Annotated in this window: 19 protein-coding genes and 1 pseudogene; 8 read left to right on the plus strand and 12 right to left on the minus strand. The window is 65.9% G+C overall.

Annotated features, from left to right (window positions below; all coding sequences use genetic code 11):
* The 3 genes and pseudogenes from F757_RS34320 to F757_RS0129125 form a co-directional block, all read left to right on the plus strand.
* Positions 1-200 (plus strand): annotated as a pseudogene (locus F757_RS34320) (4-hydroxyphenylpyruvate dioxygenase); the annotation flags it as partial.
* A 424-nt stretch (positions 201-624) separates the two neighbouring features.
* Positions 625-957, plus strand: coding sequence for a hypothetical protein (locus F757_RS0129120; protein ID WP_027214416.1), 333 nt, complete (start codon positions 625-627; stop codon positions 955-957).
* A 153-nt stretch (positions 958-1,110) separates the two neighbouring features.
* The gene (locus F757_RS0129125) at positions 1,111-1,371 is read left to right on the plus strand and encodes a hypothetical protein (RefSeq protein WP_027214417.1); all 261 of its coding nucleotides are present in this window, start codon (positions 1,111-1,113) and stop codon (positions 1,369-1,371) included.
* Between the two features lie 7 nt (positions 1,372-1,378).
* On the opposite strand, the gene F757_RS0129130 is transcribed toward F757_RS0129125, so the two are convergent.
* The 6 genes from F757_RS0129130 to F757_RS0129155 form a co-directional block, all read right to left on the minus strand.
* Positions 1,379-1,708, minus strand: a complete 330-nt coding sequence (locus F757_RS0129130; RefSeq protein ID WP_013342748.1) for a hypothetical protein — start codon at positions 1,706-1,708, stop codon at positions 1,379-1,381.
* 10 nt (positions 1,709-1,718) lie between these two features.
* Positions 1,719-2,486, minus strand: coding sequence for an AraC family transcriptional regulator (locus F757_RS0129135; RefSeq protein WP_013342747.1), 768 nt, complete (start codon positions 2,484-2,486; stop codon positions 1,719-1,721).
* 160 nt (positions 2,487-2,646) lie between these two features.
* A complete protein-coding gene (locus F757_RS0129140; RefSeq protein WP_027214418.1) occupies positions 2,647-3,927 on the minus strand; it encodes an FAD-dependent oxidoreductase in 1,281 nt (426 codons plus the stop codon).
* A gap of 160 nt (positions 3,928-4,087) precedes the next feature.
* On the minus strand, positions 4,088-4,363 hold the full coding sequence (locus F757_RS0129145; RefSeq protein WP_027214419.1) for a (2Fe-2S)-binding protein: 276 nt from the start codon (positions 4,361-4,363) through the stop codon (positions 4,088-4,090).
* Positions 4,356-5,483 (minus strand): NAD(P)/FAD-dependent oxidoreductase, encoded by a 1,128-nt coding sequence (locus tag F757_RS0129150; RefSeq protein WP_027214420.1) that lies wholly within the window; start codon positions 5,481-5,483, stop codon positions 4,356-4,358. Before F757_RS0129150 ends, F757_RS0129145 begins: the two co-directional genes overlap by 8 nt.
* The gene (locus F757_RS0129155) at positions 5,480-6,436 is read right to left on the minus strand and encodes a 4-hydroxyproline epimerase (protein ID WP_027214421.1); all 957 of its coding nucleotides are present in this window, start codon (positions 6,434-6,436) and stop codon (positions 5,480-5,482) included. Before F757_RS0129155 ends, F757_RS0129150 begins: the two co-directional genes overlap by 4 nt.
* Positions 6,437-6,846: 410 nt before the next feature.
* Between F757_RS0129155 and F757_RS0129160 the strand changes: the two genes are divergently transcribed.
* Positions 6,847-7,752: a dihydrodipicolinate synthase family protein gene (locus F757_RS0129160; RefSeq protein ID WP_027214422.1), complete on the plus strand. Its 906-nt coding sequence runs from the start codon at positions 6,847-6,849 to the stop codon at positions 7,750-7,752.
* 24 nt (positions 7,753-7,776) lie between these two features.
* Here the strand turns inward: F757_RS0129160 and F757_RS0129165 are convergent, their stop codons facing one another.
* On the minus strand, positions 7,777-8,496 hold the full coding sequence (locus tag F757_RS0129165; RefSeq protein WP_027214423.1) for a response regulator transcription factor: 720 nt from the start codon (positions 8,494-8,496) through the stop codon (positions 7,777-7,779).
* A 391-nt stretch (positions 8,497-8,887) separates the two neighbouring features.
* Between F757_RS0129165 and F757_RS0129170 the strand changes: the two genes are divergently transcribed.
* On the plus strand, positions 8,888-10,189 hold the full coding sequence (locus F757_RS0129170; RefSeq protein ID WP_027214424.1) for an MFS transporter: 1,302 nt from the start codon (positions 8,888-8,890) through the stop codon (positions 10,187-10,189).
* A 154-nt stretch (positions 10,190-10,343) separates the two neighbouring features.
* Positions 10,344-11,810 carry an MFS transporter gene (locus F757_RS0129175; protein WP_027214425.1) on the plus strand — a complete coding sequence of 489 codons (1,467 nt, stop codon included), beginning with the start codon at positions 10,344-10,346 and terminating at the stop codon, positions 11,808-11,810.
* Between the two features lie 394 nt (positions 11,811-12,204).
* On the opposite strand, the gene F757_RS0129180 is transcribed toward F757_RS0129175, so the two are convergent.
* From F757_RS0129180 to F757_RS0129195, 4 genes are all read right to left on the minus strand, one after another.
* A complete protein-coding gene (locus tag F757_RS0129180; RefSeq protein WP_027214426.1) occupies positions 12,205-12,477 on the minus strand; it encodes a hypothetical protein in 273 nt (90 codons plus the stop codon).
* A gap of 71 nt (positions 12,478-12,548) precedes the next feature.
* Entirely contained in the window at positions 12,549-12,980 is a 432-nt protein-coding gene (locus F757_RS0129185; RefSeq protein ID WP_027214427.1) for a DoxX family protein, read from the minus strand.
* A 158-nt stretch (positions 12,981-13,138) separates the two neighbouring features.
* Positions 13,139-13,603, minus strand: a complete 465-nt coding sequence (locus F757_RS0129190; RefSeq protein WP_027214428.1) for an RbsD/FucU family protein — start codon at positions 13,601-13,603, stop codon at positions 13,139-13,141.
* 101 nt (positions 13,604-13,704) lie between these two features.
* Complete coding sequence (locus tag F757_RS0129195; protein WP_027214429.1) at positions 13,705-13,983, minus strand: hypothetical protein; 279 nt, start codon at positions 13,981-13,983, stop codon at positions 13,705-13,707.
* A gap of 31 nt (positions 13,984-14,014) precedes the next feature.
* Between F757_RS0129195 and F757_RS35970 the strand changes: the two genes are divergently transcribed.
* Complete coding sequence (locus F757_RS35970; RefSeq protein WP_156923771.1) at positions 14,015-14,308, plus strand: hypothetical protein; 294 nt, start codon at positions 14,015-14,017, stop codon at positions 14,306-14,308.
* On the opposite strand, the gene F757_RS0129200 is transcribed toward F757_RS35970, so the two are convergent.
* Positions 14,214-14,588 (minus strand): nuclear transport factor 2 family protein, encoded by a 375-nt coding sequence (locus tag F757_RS0129200; protein WP_027214430.1) that lies wholly within the window; start codon positions 14,586-14,588, stop codon positions 14,214-14,216. The two genes, F757_RS35970 and F757_RS0129200, sit on opposite strands and share 95 nt — an antisense overlap.
* A 147-nt stretch (positions 14,589-14,735) precedes the next feature.
* Here F757_RS0129200 and F757_RS0129205 point away from each other — a divergent pair, with 147 nt between their 5' ends.
* Entirely contained in the window at positions 14,736-15,605 is an 870-nt protein-coding gene (locus F757_RS0129205; RefSeq protein ID WP_232221480.1) for a helix-turn-helix domain-containing protein, read from the plus strand.
* Positions 15,606-16,034: the final 429 nt, after the last annotated feature.

The following is a 16,034-nucleotide window of genomic DNA, read 5'->3' on the forward strand; positions in this document are numbered from 1 at the left end:
ACGACATGCTCGAAGCGCTGCGGGAGCACAACATCCTGTACGACCGCGATGAGCGCGGTGGGGAATTCTTCCACGCCTACACGGAACAGCTGGATCAGCGCTTTTTCATGGAGATCGTCGAGCGGCGCGGCGGCTATGACGGCTACGGCGCGGGAAACGCGGCGGTGCGGCTCGCGGCCCAGGCGCAGCGGCGTAGGTAGGCGGCGCAGGTAGGCGGCGCAGGTAGGCGGCGCAGGTAGGCGGCGCAGGTAGGCGGCGCAGGTAGGCGGCGCAGGTAGGCGGCGCAGGTAGGCGGCGGGGCTGCGGTACGCGGCACGGATAAAGGATAAAGGGCGCAGATAAGCGCCGTAGAAACCGGCGACTTCGATAATCGGCGGCGACAAGCGGCAACAAACAACAGCGCCAATCGGCGACCCGCCAAGCCCATCAGGCACGCACCATGCGGCACCGGCTGGTGGCGCGCCCTCGCCCGATATAATGACGCCTGGTCCGCGGTGCGCGCCGCGCGGCGTGTCACCCGTCATATTGCCGCGGCAGCGGCGAGGGCAGCCGCGGCCGCAACCCCTCGCGCCGCCTCGGGCTCGCCCGCATCCACCGCCCGCCGAATGAAACGCCAGGAGAGATATGAAGAAGTTTGCCGTGGTCCTGTCAGTTCCCCTCTTTCTCAGCGCTTGCGCGTATTTTCAGAAGAACCCGGACGCCGGCGAGCCGGTCACGGACACCACGACGCAGCGCTCGGTCAACGACGTCGTCGCCTGCCTCACGCAACTCGCCTCCAACCACAACGCCGCATTCAAATCCACCTCGATCCCGCAGGGCCAGATGCTCGACTTCGGCGATTCGAACGTCATCAAGGTGCGCAGCGACAATGGTGCGACCACTTACCGCTTCTACGCAGGCAAGCGCCATGTCAACAATCTGTGGATCGAAACGGCCGTCAAAACCTGCGCGCCGTAAGCCCGCCAGGCGCTGCCGGAAGCTGTCCGTCAAGGGTTGGTAAGTTGCGCCGCTGCCATCTTCGTGTCACGGTGTTACAGGACAATGCCTCTTAAGAATCGTTTAAGACTTCGTCCCCATCATGCCTCGGACAATATCGCACGAGGTACGCACATGAACCAGCCCGAACAGAATACCAATGAGACCGCTGCGCCGGCGCGTCGCCCAACCATCCTGCGCCGCCTGCTGAGCCATCACGAACTGGCGACGCTGCTGCTGCTTCTGCACGCGCCGATCGACGCATCCGCCAAGCCCGAGATTCCGCAACTGCACGAAGCCGGTTTGATCGAGACCATTTCGAACGAAGCTGGCGGCTCGCGCATCCGCCTCACGCCGGAAGGCAATGCAGTGTTGCGCGGACTGGGCGTCAAATAAAGCACCCTCACGCCTGCCACACGCCGTAACCTGCTTCGCGTAGTCCAATCGCCAACTCCACTTCCATGTCCTGCGCGCCGCGATACGGCATGGGATTGAACACCTCATACAGCTCGGGCACGAGACGCAAGCCGTAGTCGCGCACGTAGCGATTTGCCTGAATGCCGGCCTTATGCCGGTCGAAGCGCAGATCGGGATCGAGCCCGGTCATGCCCACATACACACAAGGCTTGTCGAACCGGTAATCCGGATTCGCGCGGCGAAAGCGCGCCTCGTTCCACACCTGGTCGTCGAGCGCGACGACGTACACGTAATAGTGATGCTTGCGGCGAGCCATAAGCCGGATATCAATTGGTCGACGTGCCGTGCAGCAGCATCCGGTATTCGGTCGGCGTGACGCCGACCGTCGCCTTGAATTGCCGCGTGAAGGCGCTGTGGTCGGTGTAGCCGCACAGGGCGGCGACATCGGTGACCTTGTCGTGGGAAAGCAGCAGCGCGGTGGCGGCATCGAGCCGCGTTTTCAGCAAAACTTGGCGCGGCGTCAGATGAAACACCTTGTGGAAATAGCGCTCGAGTTGTGCAACGGACATGTCCGCCATCACGGCCAGTTGCTTCAGGTTCAACGGCTGCACGTAGTTTTCCTGGATGAACTGCACCACCGCGGCGAGCCTGCTGTAAGCGGGATGGCTGCTTTCGTCCGCTCTCAGATCGCGTGAAATGCCGGCCAGCCCAATAACCTTGCCCGCCGCGTCGCGCAGCGGCTGCTTGCTCGTCAGGCACCAGCCCGGCTGCCGTCCCGGATACAGGTGCAGCTCCAACTGGTCGATCATCTGATTGCCGACGTGAATGACGCCTTCGTCCTGTGCCGTATAAATGCGGCCAAAGCGGCGCGGGAACACGTCCTCGGCCGTCTTGCCGAGAAGCGCCGCCTTCTCCTTGAAGCCGCAGCGCGAAGCAAGCGTGCGGTTCACCAGCGCGTAGCGCGCGTCGGCATCCTTCACGAAGAACACGACGTCGGGCAGCGCGTCGAATACCGGCTCGAGTTGCCTGAAATGCGACAGCATGCCGGACAACGTTGTTTCCTCAGGTGAAAATTGCCGAGCCAGCGTGTTCATCGTGCGGGTCCGTGGGTCCGAGCCGTCCATGAGAGCATGCGCCAGGCGCTGCGTGCGTCTGCGCCTCGCTGTGTGGTGGTGTGATTCGCGCTGCATGCGCCGTCGATTATAAAGCCGCGCATTCGCCGCCAATAAGCGCACCCGGCGACGGTCCCGCGCGTCATTCGTCACCCGGCGGCGGCGCGCCTGCCGCCATCAGCGTGCCGATCCGCGCGGGACTGAACGGCGGACGCGGCGCCGCGCACGGCCAGTCGAAGTAGACGTTGGCAGCAGTCCCGCACACCTTGCCCTGGCAAGCGCCCATGCCGCAGCGCGTATGCAGCTTCGCGTCGCGCCAGTTGTCGAACCCGCGCACTTCACCGACGCTCACGTCCTCGCAGCGGCATAACAGCGTGTCGTCGGCGGGCGGCGTGCGGGCGGCGGACTGCAAAGCGAAGGCCGTTTCGACACGCGCCGCGAAGCGCCGCCAGCGCGCTCGCCGGGCGTGCAGTGCGCTGCAATTCAGCGTTGCACCGCCCGCCGCCAGGCCCGCAAGTTCGCCTTCGACCGCTGCCAGTTCCGCGCCGCCCACGCCGGTGCACTCGCCGGCCGCGAAGATGCCGTCGACGCAGGTGCGCTGCGCGTCATCGACGACAATGCCGCCCCCGTTGTCAATCGCACAGCCGAGCGCCTGCGCAAGCGCGATGTTCGGCACAAGCCCGAAGCCGCACGCGACGCGCTCGCAATCGAGCGTCACGCGGCGCTCGCCGCGCCGTATCGTGACCTGCTGAACCCGGCCCTCGCCGCGCGCCGCCTCGACCATACTGCCGCTCCAGTAGTGCACGCCAGCGAAGCCGCGCGTCATGCTGACGGCCTGCCACAACTTCGACGGTTCGCTCAGTAACGACGCGCCGAAACGCGCGACACGGGCAGCCGAAGCTTGCTCGACGACCGCCAGCACCCGCGCGCCGGCCGCGCGCGCAGTTGCCAATGCGGCGATCAGCAACGGACCGCTGCCCGCAATCACGACGCGCTCGCCCCGCACCGGCGTGCCGCCCTTGATCAACGCCTGAAGTCCCCCCGCGCCGGTCACGCCCGGCAAGGTCCAGCCGGCGAACGGCAGCAGGCGCTCGCGCGCGCCGGTCGCGAGAATCAGGCGCCCGTAGGTCATGCATACGCCGCCCAGTTCCGCGGATTCGATCAGAAGCTCATGCTGGGAGAGCGGCGCGACGACGCGAGCCGAAGCAAAGTGAATGACGTTGCGGCGACGGTGTAGCTCGGCAAGCAGGGTGTGCAGCGGCGCCGGCGGCGAGCCGCCGGGGCCTTGACGCCAGATCTGGCCGCCGGCGTGCGGGTTGTCGTCGAGCAAGGCCACCCTCGCGCCTTCGCGCGCCGCCGCAAGCGCGGCGTGGAGGCCCGCCGGACCCGCGCCTACCACCATGACGTCGAAATGCTGGCTCACGTTGGGTCCGCCTTGACTTCGTGAATGAGGTGTAGCTCCGCGCAATGGCCGAGGGCGCGATCGCAGCGGCAGCGATGAGGCGTCGAGCTTGTGTGTGTCGCGGGTAGCGAGGCGGACCACCGCTGGCAAGCCCGCGTCGACGCAATGCCAGATCCGCATCTCATCGCGGGTCCGCCTTCTGCGTGCGCACCATCTGGCCGTTGCGGCACAGCGTCTGGCACGCCAGCACGTGCGCGCGGCCGTCTATCGTGACGCGGCATTCCTGACAAATGCCCATGCCGCAGAACGCGGCACGCGGCTCGCCGCGCACGGACACGCGCGTGCCGCTAAAGGCGCCGGCCAGAATCAGAGCCGCAGCCACCGTCGTGCCGGCGTCCACCTCGATAACCACGCCGTCCACGCTCAGACGGACGCGCGCCGCCCCGCTCTCACTCATGCGTCACCTCGTGCATCAACCGGCCCGGCAGATAAGGCTCGACAGCAATGGCCGCTGCACTGCCGACGATTTGTGCGGCAAGCAGCTTCGCCGTCGCGAGCGAAGTCGTCACACCCAAACCCTCATGACCGACGGCGAGCCACACGCCGGGCGCACACTCGCCGGCCGCACCGATCAGCGGCAAGCCATCCGGCGAAGCCGCGCGAAAACCGGTCCACGCGCGTATGCCGTTCAGTTGCGGCAACATCGGCAGATAGTGCGCCGCGCGCTGTAGCATGCGCGCAAGCACGGGCATCTCGACGGCTGGGTCGGTGGTATCGAATTGACGCGACGAGCCCACCAGCACTTGCCCCGTGGGACGCGGCTGCGCATTGAACGCGACGGAAGTGCCGCTCGCGTGGTGCGCGCTCTTGATATATCCAAGCTCGAGCAGTTGATGATGTATCAGTTCGGGATAGCGGTCGGTGATCAGCAAGTGGCCTTTCTTCGGTTGCAGCGGCAGCGCCGCAATCAGCTGCCGAGCACCCATCCCGTTCGCGACAATCACATGCGCCGCGCTGCGCCGCTCGCCGTTGGCGAGCGTCGCGCTGCTCGCATCGACGCGAACGACCGGCGCGCCGGATCGCACGCTGATATTGGCGGCGGCCGGCGAGCGCCTAAGCAGCCACTCGGCCGCGGTCGGCGCGTAGACGATACTGTCGTGCTCGATGCGCAAACCGCCAACGAGCGAAGCGGCCACCGCCGGCTCCGCTTCGCGTAGCGCGGGCGCGTCGAGTAGTTGCGCCGCGACGCCGTGCGCCTGGTAGGCGGCATGCATGGCGCAGGCGGCTTGCCATTCTTCTTCGTCCGCGGCAAGCCACAGCGTGCCGCAGCGCGCGAACGCATCGCGCGCGCGTAACTGCGGCGCGACTTGCAACCAGAGCTCGCGCGAATAATGCGAGAGCGCCAGTTCCGCTGGCGAGTCGTTCATCACGACGATATGGCCCATGCCGGCCGCCGTCGCGCCGCCGCCGATACCTTGCGCATCGAGCACCTCGACGCGCATGCCGAGCCCGGCGAGTTCGGCCGCGCATGCCGCACCCACAATGCCCGCGCCGACAATCAACGCATCGGCGGTCATGCGGTGCGGATGCCCCACGCGAACGGATCGCGCTCGTCGAAGCACAGGCGCCCTTCCGCCGTGATATGCGCATGCCCGGTAATGGTCGGAATCACGTGGACGCCGTCGCCCGCCTGCCGGTAGCTTGCCTCGAAAACGCTGCCGATAATGCTCTCCTGCCGCCACAGCGCGCCTTCGGCGAGCTTGCCGTCCGCCGCGAGGCATGCCACCTTCGCGCTGGTGCCTGTGCCGCATGGCGAGCGGTCGTACGCGTTGCCCGGACAGAGCACGAAACTGCGGCTGTCCACGCCCTCGCGCGAGCCGGGCCCGAAGAGTTCGATATGGTCTATCAGCGCGCCATCCGCACCGGTAATGCGCTCTTCGATGAGCGCGTCGCGTATCGCGGCGCTGAAGGCCGTCAGCTCCGGAATGCGCGCAGCATCGAGCACATGGCCGTGTTCAGCGACGAGAAAGAACCAGTTGCCGCCCCAGCCGATATCGCCCGTGAGCACGCCATGACCGGGCACGTCCACTTCGACGCACTTGCGGTAGCGGTACGCCGGCACGTTGCGCACCGCCACGCTGCCGTCTTCGTTCAGCGTGGCTTCCACGACGCCGACGGGCGTCTCGATCCGGTGACGCCCCGGTCCGATCCGCCCCATGTGCGCGAGCGACACCACGAGGCCAATCGTGCCGTGCCCGCACATGCCGAGATAACCGACGTTGTTGAAAAAGATCACGCCGGCCGCGCAGGACGGGTCGTCGGGCTCGCAGAGCAGCGCGCCGACCACCACGTCGGAACCGCGCGGTTCGGTGACGATGCCGGCGCGCCACTCGTCGAACTGGCTGCGGAAAATCTCCAGCCGTTGCGCGAGTGTGCCGCCGCCGAGGTCCGGGCCGCCCGACACGACGAGGCGGGTCGGCTCACCGCCGGTGTGGGAGTCGATGATATTGAGCGTTTTCATGACGCACATGGTAGGAACTGCACGCGGGGCAGTCTTGTTGCGCCTGCGCGTGGTTTGTGACGATTTCGGCATAGACGGCCGGTTGCCGCGCGGCGTACGGCCAAAGTAGAAGAATGCTGTTTTCGGCGCTGAGGGCGCCGCGGGTCAGAGCCTTCGAGACGTTGCTTTGCGCGAACCGGGCAGCGAAGCTGCAATGCAGCGTGTGACAGCAGAAAGACAGCGCCCTACGTCGCGGGCTTGTAGCGGGTTTCGAGCGGGTTGCCAGCAGCTCGTCGCCAACAGCCGTGGCCGACTGCAGGAACCTCCCACGCTACAGCGATTGTGCCGAAATCGTCACCCGCTGCGCGCGATTCGCGCAAGACGGCGGCGTTTTCGCTGCTTACACTGCGCTTGGACTCATCACATTCAGGAGAGCAGTCGTGGCGCATATCTGGGAAGGCGTATTGCCGGCGGTCACCACCAAGTTCAACGCGGATTTCAGCATAGACCGCGCGTGGACCGGCAAGAATATCGAAGCGCAGATCGACGCGGGCGTGGACGGCATCATCGTATGCGGATCGCTTGGCGAAGCCTCGACACTCTCACTCGACGAAAAGCTGCAAGTGCTCGACATCGCCGTGCAGGCGTCGCGCGGCCGCGTGCCGGTGCTGCTGACGATCGCGGAAAACAGTACGCTCGACGCGTGCCGCCAGGCCGAAGCCGGCAGTCGCCACGGCGCTGCCGGCTATATGGTGCTGCCGGGCTTGCGCTACCTGTCGGACCGGCGCGAAACGCTCCACCATTTTCGCAGCGTCGCTGACGCGAGCGCGTTGCCGCTGATGATCTACAACAATCCGTTGGCGTACGGCGTCGACATGACGCCCGAGATGTTCGCCGAGATCGCGGACGAGCCGAAGATCGTGGCGATCAAGGAATCGTGCGGCGACGTGCGGCGCGTGACCGATCTGATCAACGCGGTCGGCGATCGCTTCGCGATTCTGTGCGGTGTCGACAATCTTGCGATGGAAGCCATGCTGATGGGTGCGCATGGCTGGGTGGCCGGTCTCGTCTGCGCATTCCCGCATGAGACCGTGGCGATCTACAAATTGCTGAAAGCGGGACGACTGGAAGAAGCGCGGGCGATTTATCGCTGGTTCGCGCCGTTGCTCGCGCTCGACGTCTCGTCGAAGCTGGTTCAGAACATCAAGCTCGCCGAAACGATGGTGGGACTCGGCACGGAGCCGGTGCGCCCGCCGCGGCTGCCGCTGGTGGGCGAGGAGCGCGCGGCGGTGGAGGCGTTGATCCGCAGGTCGCTCGAAACGCGGCCACAATTGCCCCGCGTTTGAACCTGCGCCGGGTGCGACGGCGCATCAGGCCGCCTGCGGCTCGGTGTGCATGGAATCGTGGCGCAGATGCAGCAGCCTGTAGCCGCTCTTGTACACCGGCTGCAGACGAAATTCGTTTTGCGGCTCGATCTCGAGCAAGAGACGCAGCCGCGACACATGGCTGTCGATGGTGCGGGTGAACTCGCGAAATTCGCGGCCCCACACCATCGCGAAGATGTGATCGCGCGACATCACGCGGCCGATGTTCGAGAAGAACAGCGATGCCAGCCGGTACTGCGTGCCCGACAATGCGACCGGCTGGCCGCGCAGCATGACGATCTGGCGATGCATGTCGAAGCGGTACGGGCCCACGTCGAAGCTCACGCTGCCGAAGCGCTCAGGATAGGCACGCCGCAGCAGCGCGCAGACGCGTTCGCGGAACTCCGCCGGGCGAAGCGGCAATGCAACGTAGTCGTCGGCGCCGTTGACGAACGCGCGCACCATGCTCTCCTCCGACGTCTCGCGCGACACGAAAATCACCGGCATGCGGTCGCCGCCGACCGCGCGTGCCGTCCGCAGCACCTCGGTGCCCGACAGGCGGGTGCCGTGCCAGTCCAGCACCAGCAGGTCGACCGTGGAACGCGCCAGCGTTTTCGACATGGTCAGGCCGTCGTCGTAGCTCGCGCAGGTATGGCCGGCAGCCGTCAGGACTTTTTCGATCGACTGGCGCACGACGGGATCGCGTTGGAGTATGGCAATACGCATGGGATAGCTCTTTACAATGGCGTGGACGCGATTCTCGAAGGCCCACCGGCCCTATCCCATAGGATCAATCCTAATTTGGCGACGGCTCAGACAAATCCGTTCGACGAACGGCAACGGACTACAACAACTTACGCGTGGCCCACGCGCCCCTGTGCGACGTCGCAGGACGCCCGGCATCGGCGCAACTTTCCCAATCTAATTAAGCACTTCCCGAAACGTCCGGCGCCGATCCTGTAAAATCGCGGGCTGGCTTCTTTCGTCACCGCGCCGCCCTACCCGGGACGGCGCGCCGGTGTCCCGCGCTCTACCCAGCCGTTCCCACACTTCTCGCCGACGACCGCCGTTTTTCCACGCCACACGTGGTTTTTCCATTCAATACAACGACATAGCAATGCAAGCAACAAATCTGGGTGGAGCGCAGGCTGTCACCCCACGCCCGCTTGGGCGCAGCGACTACAAAACGCTCGGCCTCGCGGCCTTGGGCGGCGCGCTCGAGTTCTACGACTTCATCATCTTCGTGTTTTTCGCGCCGGCAATCGGTCAGCTGTTTTTCCCGGCTGCCATGCCGGACTGGCTGCGCCAGGTGCAGACTTTCGGCATCTTCGCCGCGGGTTACCTGGCGCGGCCGCTCGGCGGCATCATCATGGCGCACTTCGGCGACCTGTTCGGCCGCAAGCGCATGTTCACGCTCTCGGTGCTGCTCATGTCCGTGCCGACGCTGATGATGGGCCTGTTGCCCACCTACGCGAGCATCGGCGTGATGGCCCCGGTTCTGCTCCTGCTGTTTCGCGTGATGCAAGGCGCGGCGGTCGGCGGCGAGGTGCCCGGCGCATGGGTATTCGTCTCCGAGCACGTGCCCGAGCGGCACGTCGGCTACGCGTGCGGCACACTGACGGCCGGCCTCACGGCGGGCATTCTGCTGGGCTCGCTGATCGCATCGGCGGTGAATCGCAATTTCGCGCCCGCCGAGATCACCGATTACGCGTGGCGTCTGCCGTTCCTGATCGGCGGCGTGTTCGGCATGTTCTCGGTTTATCTGCGCCGCTGGCTGCATGAAACGCCGGTGTTCGCCGAGCTCAAGCAGCGCAAGGCGATTGCCGCCGAAGTGCCGCTCAAGGCCGTGCTGCGCGATCACGGCCGCGCGGTGATCGTGTCGATGCTGCTCACGTGGATGCTGTCCGCCGCGATCGTCGTCGTGATTCTGATGACGCCGACGCTGCTGCAAAAGCAGTTCCATGTTGCGCCCGCCACCGCGCTGCTCGCCAACTGCGTGGCGACGTTGTGTCTGACTATCGGCTGCGTGATGGCCGGTTCGATCGCGGGCCGCGTGGGCGCGGGGCGCACGATCTTCGTCGGCGGACTGCTGCTGGCGGTGACCTACTACGCGATGTTCCAGCAACTGGCCGTCGACACTTCCGCGCTCGTGCCGCTGTACGGCGCGGCGGGCCTTTTCGTCGGCGTGATCGGCGCGATTCCGTTCGTGATGGTGAAAGCGTTCCCGCCAGTCGTGCGCTTTTCGGGCATCTCGTTTTCGTACAACGTCGCGTATGCGGTGTTCGGCGGACTTACGCCGATTGCCGTCTCGCTGATGATGAAATCCAATCCGATGGCAGCGCCGCTGTACGTCGGCGGGTTATGCGTGCTCGGCGCGCTGACCACGTTGTTCATTAAAGACGCGCCGAAGACCCGGTAATACCGCGTTTGATGTGACGATGCGAACGGCGCGCCTGAAGGCGTGCCGTTTTCGCTTTGGGGCATACTGGCCGCTGCCGCTCGCCTGTCGTCTCACATCGACACTTCACACCGCGCCGAAACATCGCCTGCCCGATCGGCCTACGATGTTCAGCATGAACTCCTCGAAAACATCCGTTTCGCCCGCCCTCGGCCGCGTGCTCGCGACTGTCAGCGTGGGCTTCGTCGTCACGCAGCTCGACGTGACCATCGTCAACATCGCGTTACCGGAGATCGGCGCGAATCTGCACGCGAACGTCGCGGGTCTGCAGTGGGTCGTCGACGCGTACACGCTCGCTTTTGCCGTGCTGATGCTGTCGGCCGGCGCGCTCGGCGACCGCTTCGGCGCACGCCGGGTGTATGCGGCGGGGATCGTGCTGTTCGCGCTGGCCTCGCTCGCGTGCGGCCTCGCGCTCGACGCGCCCATGCTCGTCGCGGCACGCGCGCTGCAAGGCGTCGGCGCCGCTGCGATGCTGCCGAATTCGCTAGCGCTGCTCAACCAGTCGTATGGTCACGATCCGAAACTTCGCGCCCGCGCGGTCGGTCTGTGGACGGCGTCGGGCGCGATTTCCATCGCGGCGGGCCCGGTGGCGGGCGGCCTTCTGATCGCGGCCTTCGGCTGGCGCAGCATTTTTCTCGTCAACCTGCCGATTTGCGCAGCCGGTTTTCTCGCGACGCTGCTGTGCGTGCCGCGCCCGCAAGCCCACCGCCCTGCGTCGCCCGACGCCGCGCAAAACGACGCTAGTGCGCGCGGCATCGATCTGGCCGGCCAGTCGCTCGCGGTCGTCGCATTGACCGCCTTCGTGGCCGCGGTGATCGAGTGGCGGCCGCTCGGGCTGAGTCATCCGCTCGTCACCGGCGGCTTCGTGCTGGCCGTGCTCGCGGGGGCCGCGTTCGTCGCGGTCGAAGCGCGGGCGCGTGCGCCGATGCTGCCGCTCTCGCTGTTTGGCAAGCGCAGCTTCAGCGCGGCCGTGCTGTTCGGCATCTGCGTGAACATGACCTATTACGGAATGGTGTTCGTGCTGAGCCTGTACCTGCAGCGGGCGCGCGGCTACACACCGTTGCAGGCCGGCCTCGCGTTTCTGCCGTTGACCGGCGGGTTCCTCGTTTCGAACGTGGCGAGCGGCTGGGTGGTCGGACGCTTCGGCGTGCGCGTGCCGATGATCGCGGGCGCGGTCACCGCCGGGCTAGGCTACGGCCTGCTGCATTTCGTCGATGCCGACACGCCGCTGATCGGCTTGCTTCTGCCGTTCCTGATGATCCCGTCCGGCATGGGGCTCGCCGTGCCGGCCATGACGACGGCGGTGCTGGCATCGGCGGAGGCGCGGCGCGCCGGCACGGCCTCCGCGGTGTTGAATACGGCGCGTCAGGCAGGCGGCGCGGTGGGCGTGGCGGCATTCGGCGCGCTGGCCAGTGGTTCGGCTGCAGCGCAGATCGTCGCGGGCATGCAGGCGGCGACCGCGATCTCGGTTGGTCTGCTGGTGTTCGGCGGGGTGATGAGTTGCCTTGTGCATCCGCAGCCGCATTCGTCTACGCCGGCGCGGCGTGAGACGGATTCGGTGGGAGTTGGCCGTTCGCGCTGAGGTGGGGTGAGGCGGCGTGAGTCGCGGTGAGGCGGCGTGAGTCGCGCTGAGGTGGCGTGCGTCGCGCTGAGACGGCGTGAGTCGCGCTGAGACGGCGTGAGTCGCGGTGAGGTGGCGTGAGTCGCGCTGAGGCGGCGTGAGTCGCGCTGAGGCGGCGTGAGTCGCGCTGAGGCGGCGTGAGTCGCGCTGAGACGGCGTGAGTCGCGGTGAGGTGGCGTGAGCCGCGCTGAGACGGCGCGAGCCGCGTCGAGGTAGTGTGAGGTGGCGGTGAGGGAGTTGCGGTGGCGGAATAGTCCGTTGCGGAGCGCAAGATCCGCAAAAAACAACCCCTGCGGCTCGCAGCCTCAAGGGTTGTCAGCGGTTGATCGAACGGCGCGTTCCGGCGCCTTGCGCGCTACAGCGCCGCCTCCTGGATCGTGCCGGTATTGATCGCGGCTTCGATCAGCCCTTCGTTCTGGGCCTTGGTGATTGCATCGGCGATCAACTTTTCGGGCTCCTCGATTTCCGCCTTGATCGTGCCGAGGAAGCCCGAAGCATCCAGAACCACGAGCGTTTTCGCGGAATCCGCAAGGCTGATTATCACGCGATGCGGCGTGGGCCCTTCGCCAAGACTGGCGCACAACTGCAGTACGTTGCCGCCGATGGATTGCTCGAAACTTTGAATCATATGTTGCTCCCTTGATTGCAGCCGAATACGACAACACGGCAGAACCGGCGGGCTCGCCGACCGGGCCGCGCCTACAGGCTTAGCCCGCCGCGCGGAGCGCGAGCGCCGTCAATACTGATGCGCCCCGCGCCCGTCACGAACAGCAGCAGAAAGCCACCGGCTATGCCGATGTTCTTCCAGAAATGAATCACCATGTCGCGCTGCAACGCGGCGTCGGTCACGTTCCAGAAATCGTGGCCCAGCACCGCCGTCGCCACCGTGTACACCGCCATGATGAGGCCGAGCGGCCGCGTCTTGAAGCCGACCACCAGCAACAGGCCGCCCAATGCCTCGACCACGACGGCGATTGGCGCGGCGATCTGCACGAACGGCACGCCCTTCGAATGCAGATAGCCGACAAAACCCGCATAGCCCAGCAGTTTCATCACGCCGCCCCACAGGAACAGAACGGCGAGCGCAATACGCGCGATGAGAATAACGCCGGAATCGACGGGACGCGTCATGAGGTGCTCCTGTAGATGAATAAGCAGCAGACCTGCCTGCAGCGCCGCAGTTCCCGGGCCTGCCTCCGAGCATATGTGGATTGCCCGCGCTTTCCAAGGCGGGCAAGCGCCGGGACCCCCGCGAAAGACGCTCGCTGACGCAATGCGGGGCCCTCGGACTACGAACGCGGCGCGTCCGGCGCGAGCAGCACGCCCTTCGTGAACACGAAGCAGCCGTAACCGCGCTCCTCGCCCGTCGCAATCACGCAATAGGCGTTGCGCGCGCGCTCGTAAAACGCGAAGCGCTCGATGGAGGCAAACGGCACCTCGCGGCCTTCAGCTGAATTCACCTCGATCTGAGCCTCGCGCTGCACGGCCGGCAGGGTATGCGGCTCGCCGACCACTTCCATGCGCGACGCGGGTTGTTCGATGAACGTATCAAGCGGCATGACCGAGAGCACCGCACGGACCGCACGCGGCGCGCTCGCGCCGTCCATACGAAGCAGCTTGCCGAGCACCGTGGAATGCGCGACGGAGTCGGCGGGAAAGTTCGCGTCGCAAATCACGAGTTCGTCGCCATGGCCCATTGAGCGGAGTGCATGCAGGATGTCGGCGTTGAGCAACGGATCAAGATTTTTTAGCACTGTGTCTCCATGCAAGTTTGCTTGCGGTTGTTGGAATGGTTTGCGTTGAGCGCAATACGGCAAACGATTGTAGCAAGCAACACCGCGGGCTTCGGCGAGATTCAACGCGCCGCGCAAGATCCGCCGTGCCCGCGTCCTTGCACCGTCACCGCATTGCCGGGCCAGCGCCACCGCAACCAGCCGAGCAACGCGAGCAGCATGAGCCCAGCGCCGCCCAGCACGGGTTCGCGCCAGGCCAGCAACGCGGTGAAAGTGAACGCGCGCGTGCCGGCGAGGAGGGCGAAGCCGACGATTGCGCCGCAGAACGCGTTGAAGGTGTCTGCGAAACGCTCGAATTCGCGCACTGGCGAACGAGCCGTGACGCTAACGGGTTCGGGCATGACGGACTCCCTTGGAGATGGATGTTGGGCAGTGGCAGTGGCAGTGGCAGTGGCAGTGGCGATGGCGATGGCGATGGCGGTGCCGGTGCCGGTGCCGGTGCTGGTGCTGGTGCTGGTGCTGGTGCTGGTGCTGGTGCTGGTGCCGGTGCCGGTGCTGGTGCCGGTGCCGGTGCCGGTGCCGGTGCCGGTGCTGCTGCTGGTGCTGGTGCCGGTGCCGGTGCCGATGGCGGTCAGGCCGGAGCGCCTGCCGGCACCTGATCGAGGAATCCAGTCATGCTCTGCAAACGACCGCGTGCGTCAACCATGCCGAAGTCGGAGCCCTTGACGATTGCCTCGCCCGCGGGCGTCAGCAACTCCCACGAAAAGCGCAGGCGGTTGCCGAAACCGTCGACGTCGGTCGAGCGCCGGAAAGTGTGGCCCGCAAAGCGCTCCTGCACGGCACGGATCATCGCGTCGATGCCGTCGTGGCCCGAACCCGTCATCAGCGGATCGCGGTAGTCGGCGTCGCTTGCCCACGTCGACGCGATCAGTTCGCGGCGGCGCGCGTCAACGGTTTCGTTCCATGCGTCGAAATAACGGTCGATCAGATCGGTATGCGCGTTCATCTCCTACTCCTTTGAGTTGATTGAGCGCTACGCTCGGCACGCGGGTCGGTGCGGCGGGCTCGGAGTGAAGATTCGCGGTTTGGGCGACGTGAGTCGATTACTTGGGAGGTAATGGATACCCGCGACGCTTTGGCTATCATCGGCGGCATGAACACACTTTCTCTTGCGCAAGGCGCCCCGTCGGCGCCGTCCACGGCGAGCCGCAGCGTCGGCGATCTGCTACGCGAATGGCGCCAGCGGCGGCGAATGAGCCAATTGCTGCTCGCCGCCGAAGCGGATATTTCGACGCGGCATCTCAGCTTCGTCGAATCCGGCCGCGCGACGCCGAGCCGCGAAATGGTTATGCATCTCGCAGAGCGCCTCGACGTGCCGTTGCGGGCGCGCAACGCGCTACTGGTCGCGGCAGGTTATGCGCCGCTCTTTCGCGAGCGTCCGCTGTCCGATCCGCAATTGAGCGCTGCGCGCGAGGCCGTCGAACTCGTATTGAAGGGCCACGAGCCGTATCCCGCACTTGCCATCGACCGTCAGTGGACAATCGTCGCGACCAACAATGCGCTCGCGCCGCTGCTCGCGGGCGCGAGTCCGGAATTGCTGAAGCCGCCGGTGAACGCGTTGCGCCTGAGCCTGCATCCCGACGGCATCGCTTCGTCGATCGTCAACTGGCACGCCTGGCGCGACCATGTGCTCGCGCGACTGCAACGGCAAATCGACGTCAGCGCCGACGACACGCTCAGCGCCTTACGCGACGAACTGGCCGCTTACCCCACTCCGCCCGGCGCCGAAGCACCGGATGCTGGCGACAGTCCGTTCAACCAGATCGCGGTGCCGCTGCGATTGCGGACGCCGCTCGGCGTGCTGTCGTTTTTCAGCACGACGACGGTGTTCGGTACGCCTGTAGACGTGACGCTCTCCGAACTGGCGATTGAGGCGTTCTTTCCGGCTGATGCGCAAACTGGGGCGCTCTTGCGCGATTTCGCCGCAAAGCAGCGCGCGAACGACAGCGCCGATCGGGCATAGACAACAGGGGTCGCCTTGCGGTGTGCCGGCCTGTCGGCGCTGTTGTGTCAGCGCGGGGAGGCGGGGCTCGCATGGGTCGACAGCGTCAGCGCTGGGGCTGAGGGACCAGACCGGCAAGACGCGGCAATCACGCGGCAATCACGCGGCAGTGGCCGCGCACCAGCGGCATGCGAAAGAAGCCGACGCGGCGCCCGTCTGCGCGGTTACGCACTACGTGCTATCTTTTTCGATTCATTCCGGTTATTTGCATGGCGCAAGTGCATGGCATGGGGGCGTTGCCCGAACCCTTGGGCCGGGACTTTTGGCCTACACGCGGCCTGCTTTTTTGGGGCCCGAGCTTTTGGCCTGAGCTTTTGGCCTGAGCTTTTGGCCTGAGCTTTTGGCCTGAGCTTTTGGCCTGAGCTTTTGGCCTGAGCTTTTGGCCTGAGC

Source organism: Burkholderia sp. WSM2232, assembly GCF_000472545.1.
Taxonomy (GTDB): domain Bacteria; phylum Pseudomonadota; class Gammaproteobacteria; order Burkholderiales; family Burkholderiaceae; genus Paraburkholderia.

Bases quoted from the DNA above. Each gene is read 5' to 3' on its own strand.
- F757_RS0129120 (WP_027214416.1), top strand. From the start codon at position 625: ATGAAGAAGTTTGCCGTGGTCCTGTCAGTTCCCCTCTTTCTCAGCGCT.
- F757_RS0129125 (WP_027214417.1), top strand. From the start codon at position 1,111: ATGAACCAGCCCGAACAGAATACCAATGAGACCGCTGCGCCGGCGCGT.
- F757_RS0129130 (WP_013342748.1), bottom strand. From the start codon at position 1,708: ATGGCTCGCCGCAAGCATCACTATTACGTGTACGTCGTCGCGCTCGAC.
- F757_RS0129135 (WP_013342747.1), bottom strand. From the start codon at position 2,486: ATGAACACGCTGGCTCGGCAATTTTCACCTGAGGAAACAACGTTGTCC.
- F757_RS0129145 (WP_027214419.1), bottom strand. From the start codon at position 4,363: ATGAGTGAGAGCGGGGCGGCGCGCGTCCGTCTGAGCGTGGACGGCGTG.
- F757_RS0129150 (WP_027214420.1), bottom strand. From the start codon at position 5,483: ATGACCGCCGATGCGTTGATTGTCGGCGCGGGCATTGTGGGTGCGGCA.
- F757_RS0129155 (WP_027214421.1), bottom strand. From the start codon at position 6,436: ATGTGCGTCATGAAAACGCTCAATATCATCGACTCCCACACCGGCGGT.
- F757_RS0129165 (WP_027214423.1), bottom strand. From the start codon at position 8,496: ATGCGTATTGCCATACTCCAACGCGATCCCGTCGTGCGCCAGTCGATC.
- F757_RS0129170 (WP_027214424.1), top strand. From the start codon at position 8,888: ATGCAAGCAACAAATCTGGGTGGAGCGCAGGCTGTCACCCCACGCCCG.
- F757_RS0129175 (WP_027214425.1), top strand. From the start codon at position 10,344: ATGAACTCCTCGAAAACATCCGTTTCGCCCGCCCTCGGCCGCGTGCTC.
- F757_RS0129180 (WP_027214426.1), bottom strand. From the start codon at position 12,477: ATGATTCAAAGTTTCGAGCAATCCATCGGCGGCAACGTACTGCAGTTG.
- F757_RS0129185 (WP_027214427.1), bottom strand. From the start codon at position 12,980: ATGACGCGTCCCGTCGATTCCGGCGTTATTCTCATCGCGCGTATTGCG.
- F757_RS0129195 (WP_027214429.1), bottom strand. From the start codon at position 13,983: ATGCCCGAACCCGTTAGCGTCACGGCTCGTTCGCCAGTGCGCGAATTC.
- F757_RS0129200 (WP_027214430.1), bottom strand. From the start codon at position 14,588: ATGAACGCGCATACCGATCTGATCGACCGTTATTTCGACGCATGGAAC.
- F757_RS0129205 (WP_232221480.1), top strand. From the start codon at position 14,736: ATGAACACACTTTCTCTTGCGCAAGGCGCCCCGTCGGCGCCGTCCACG.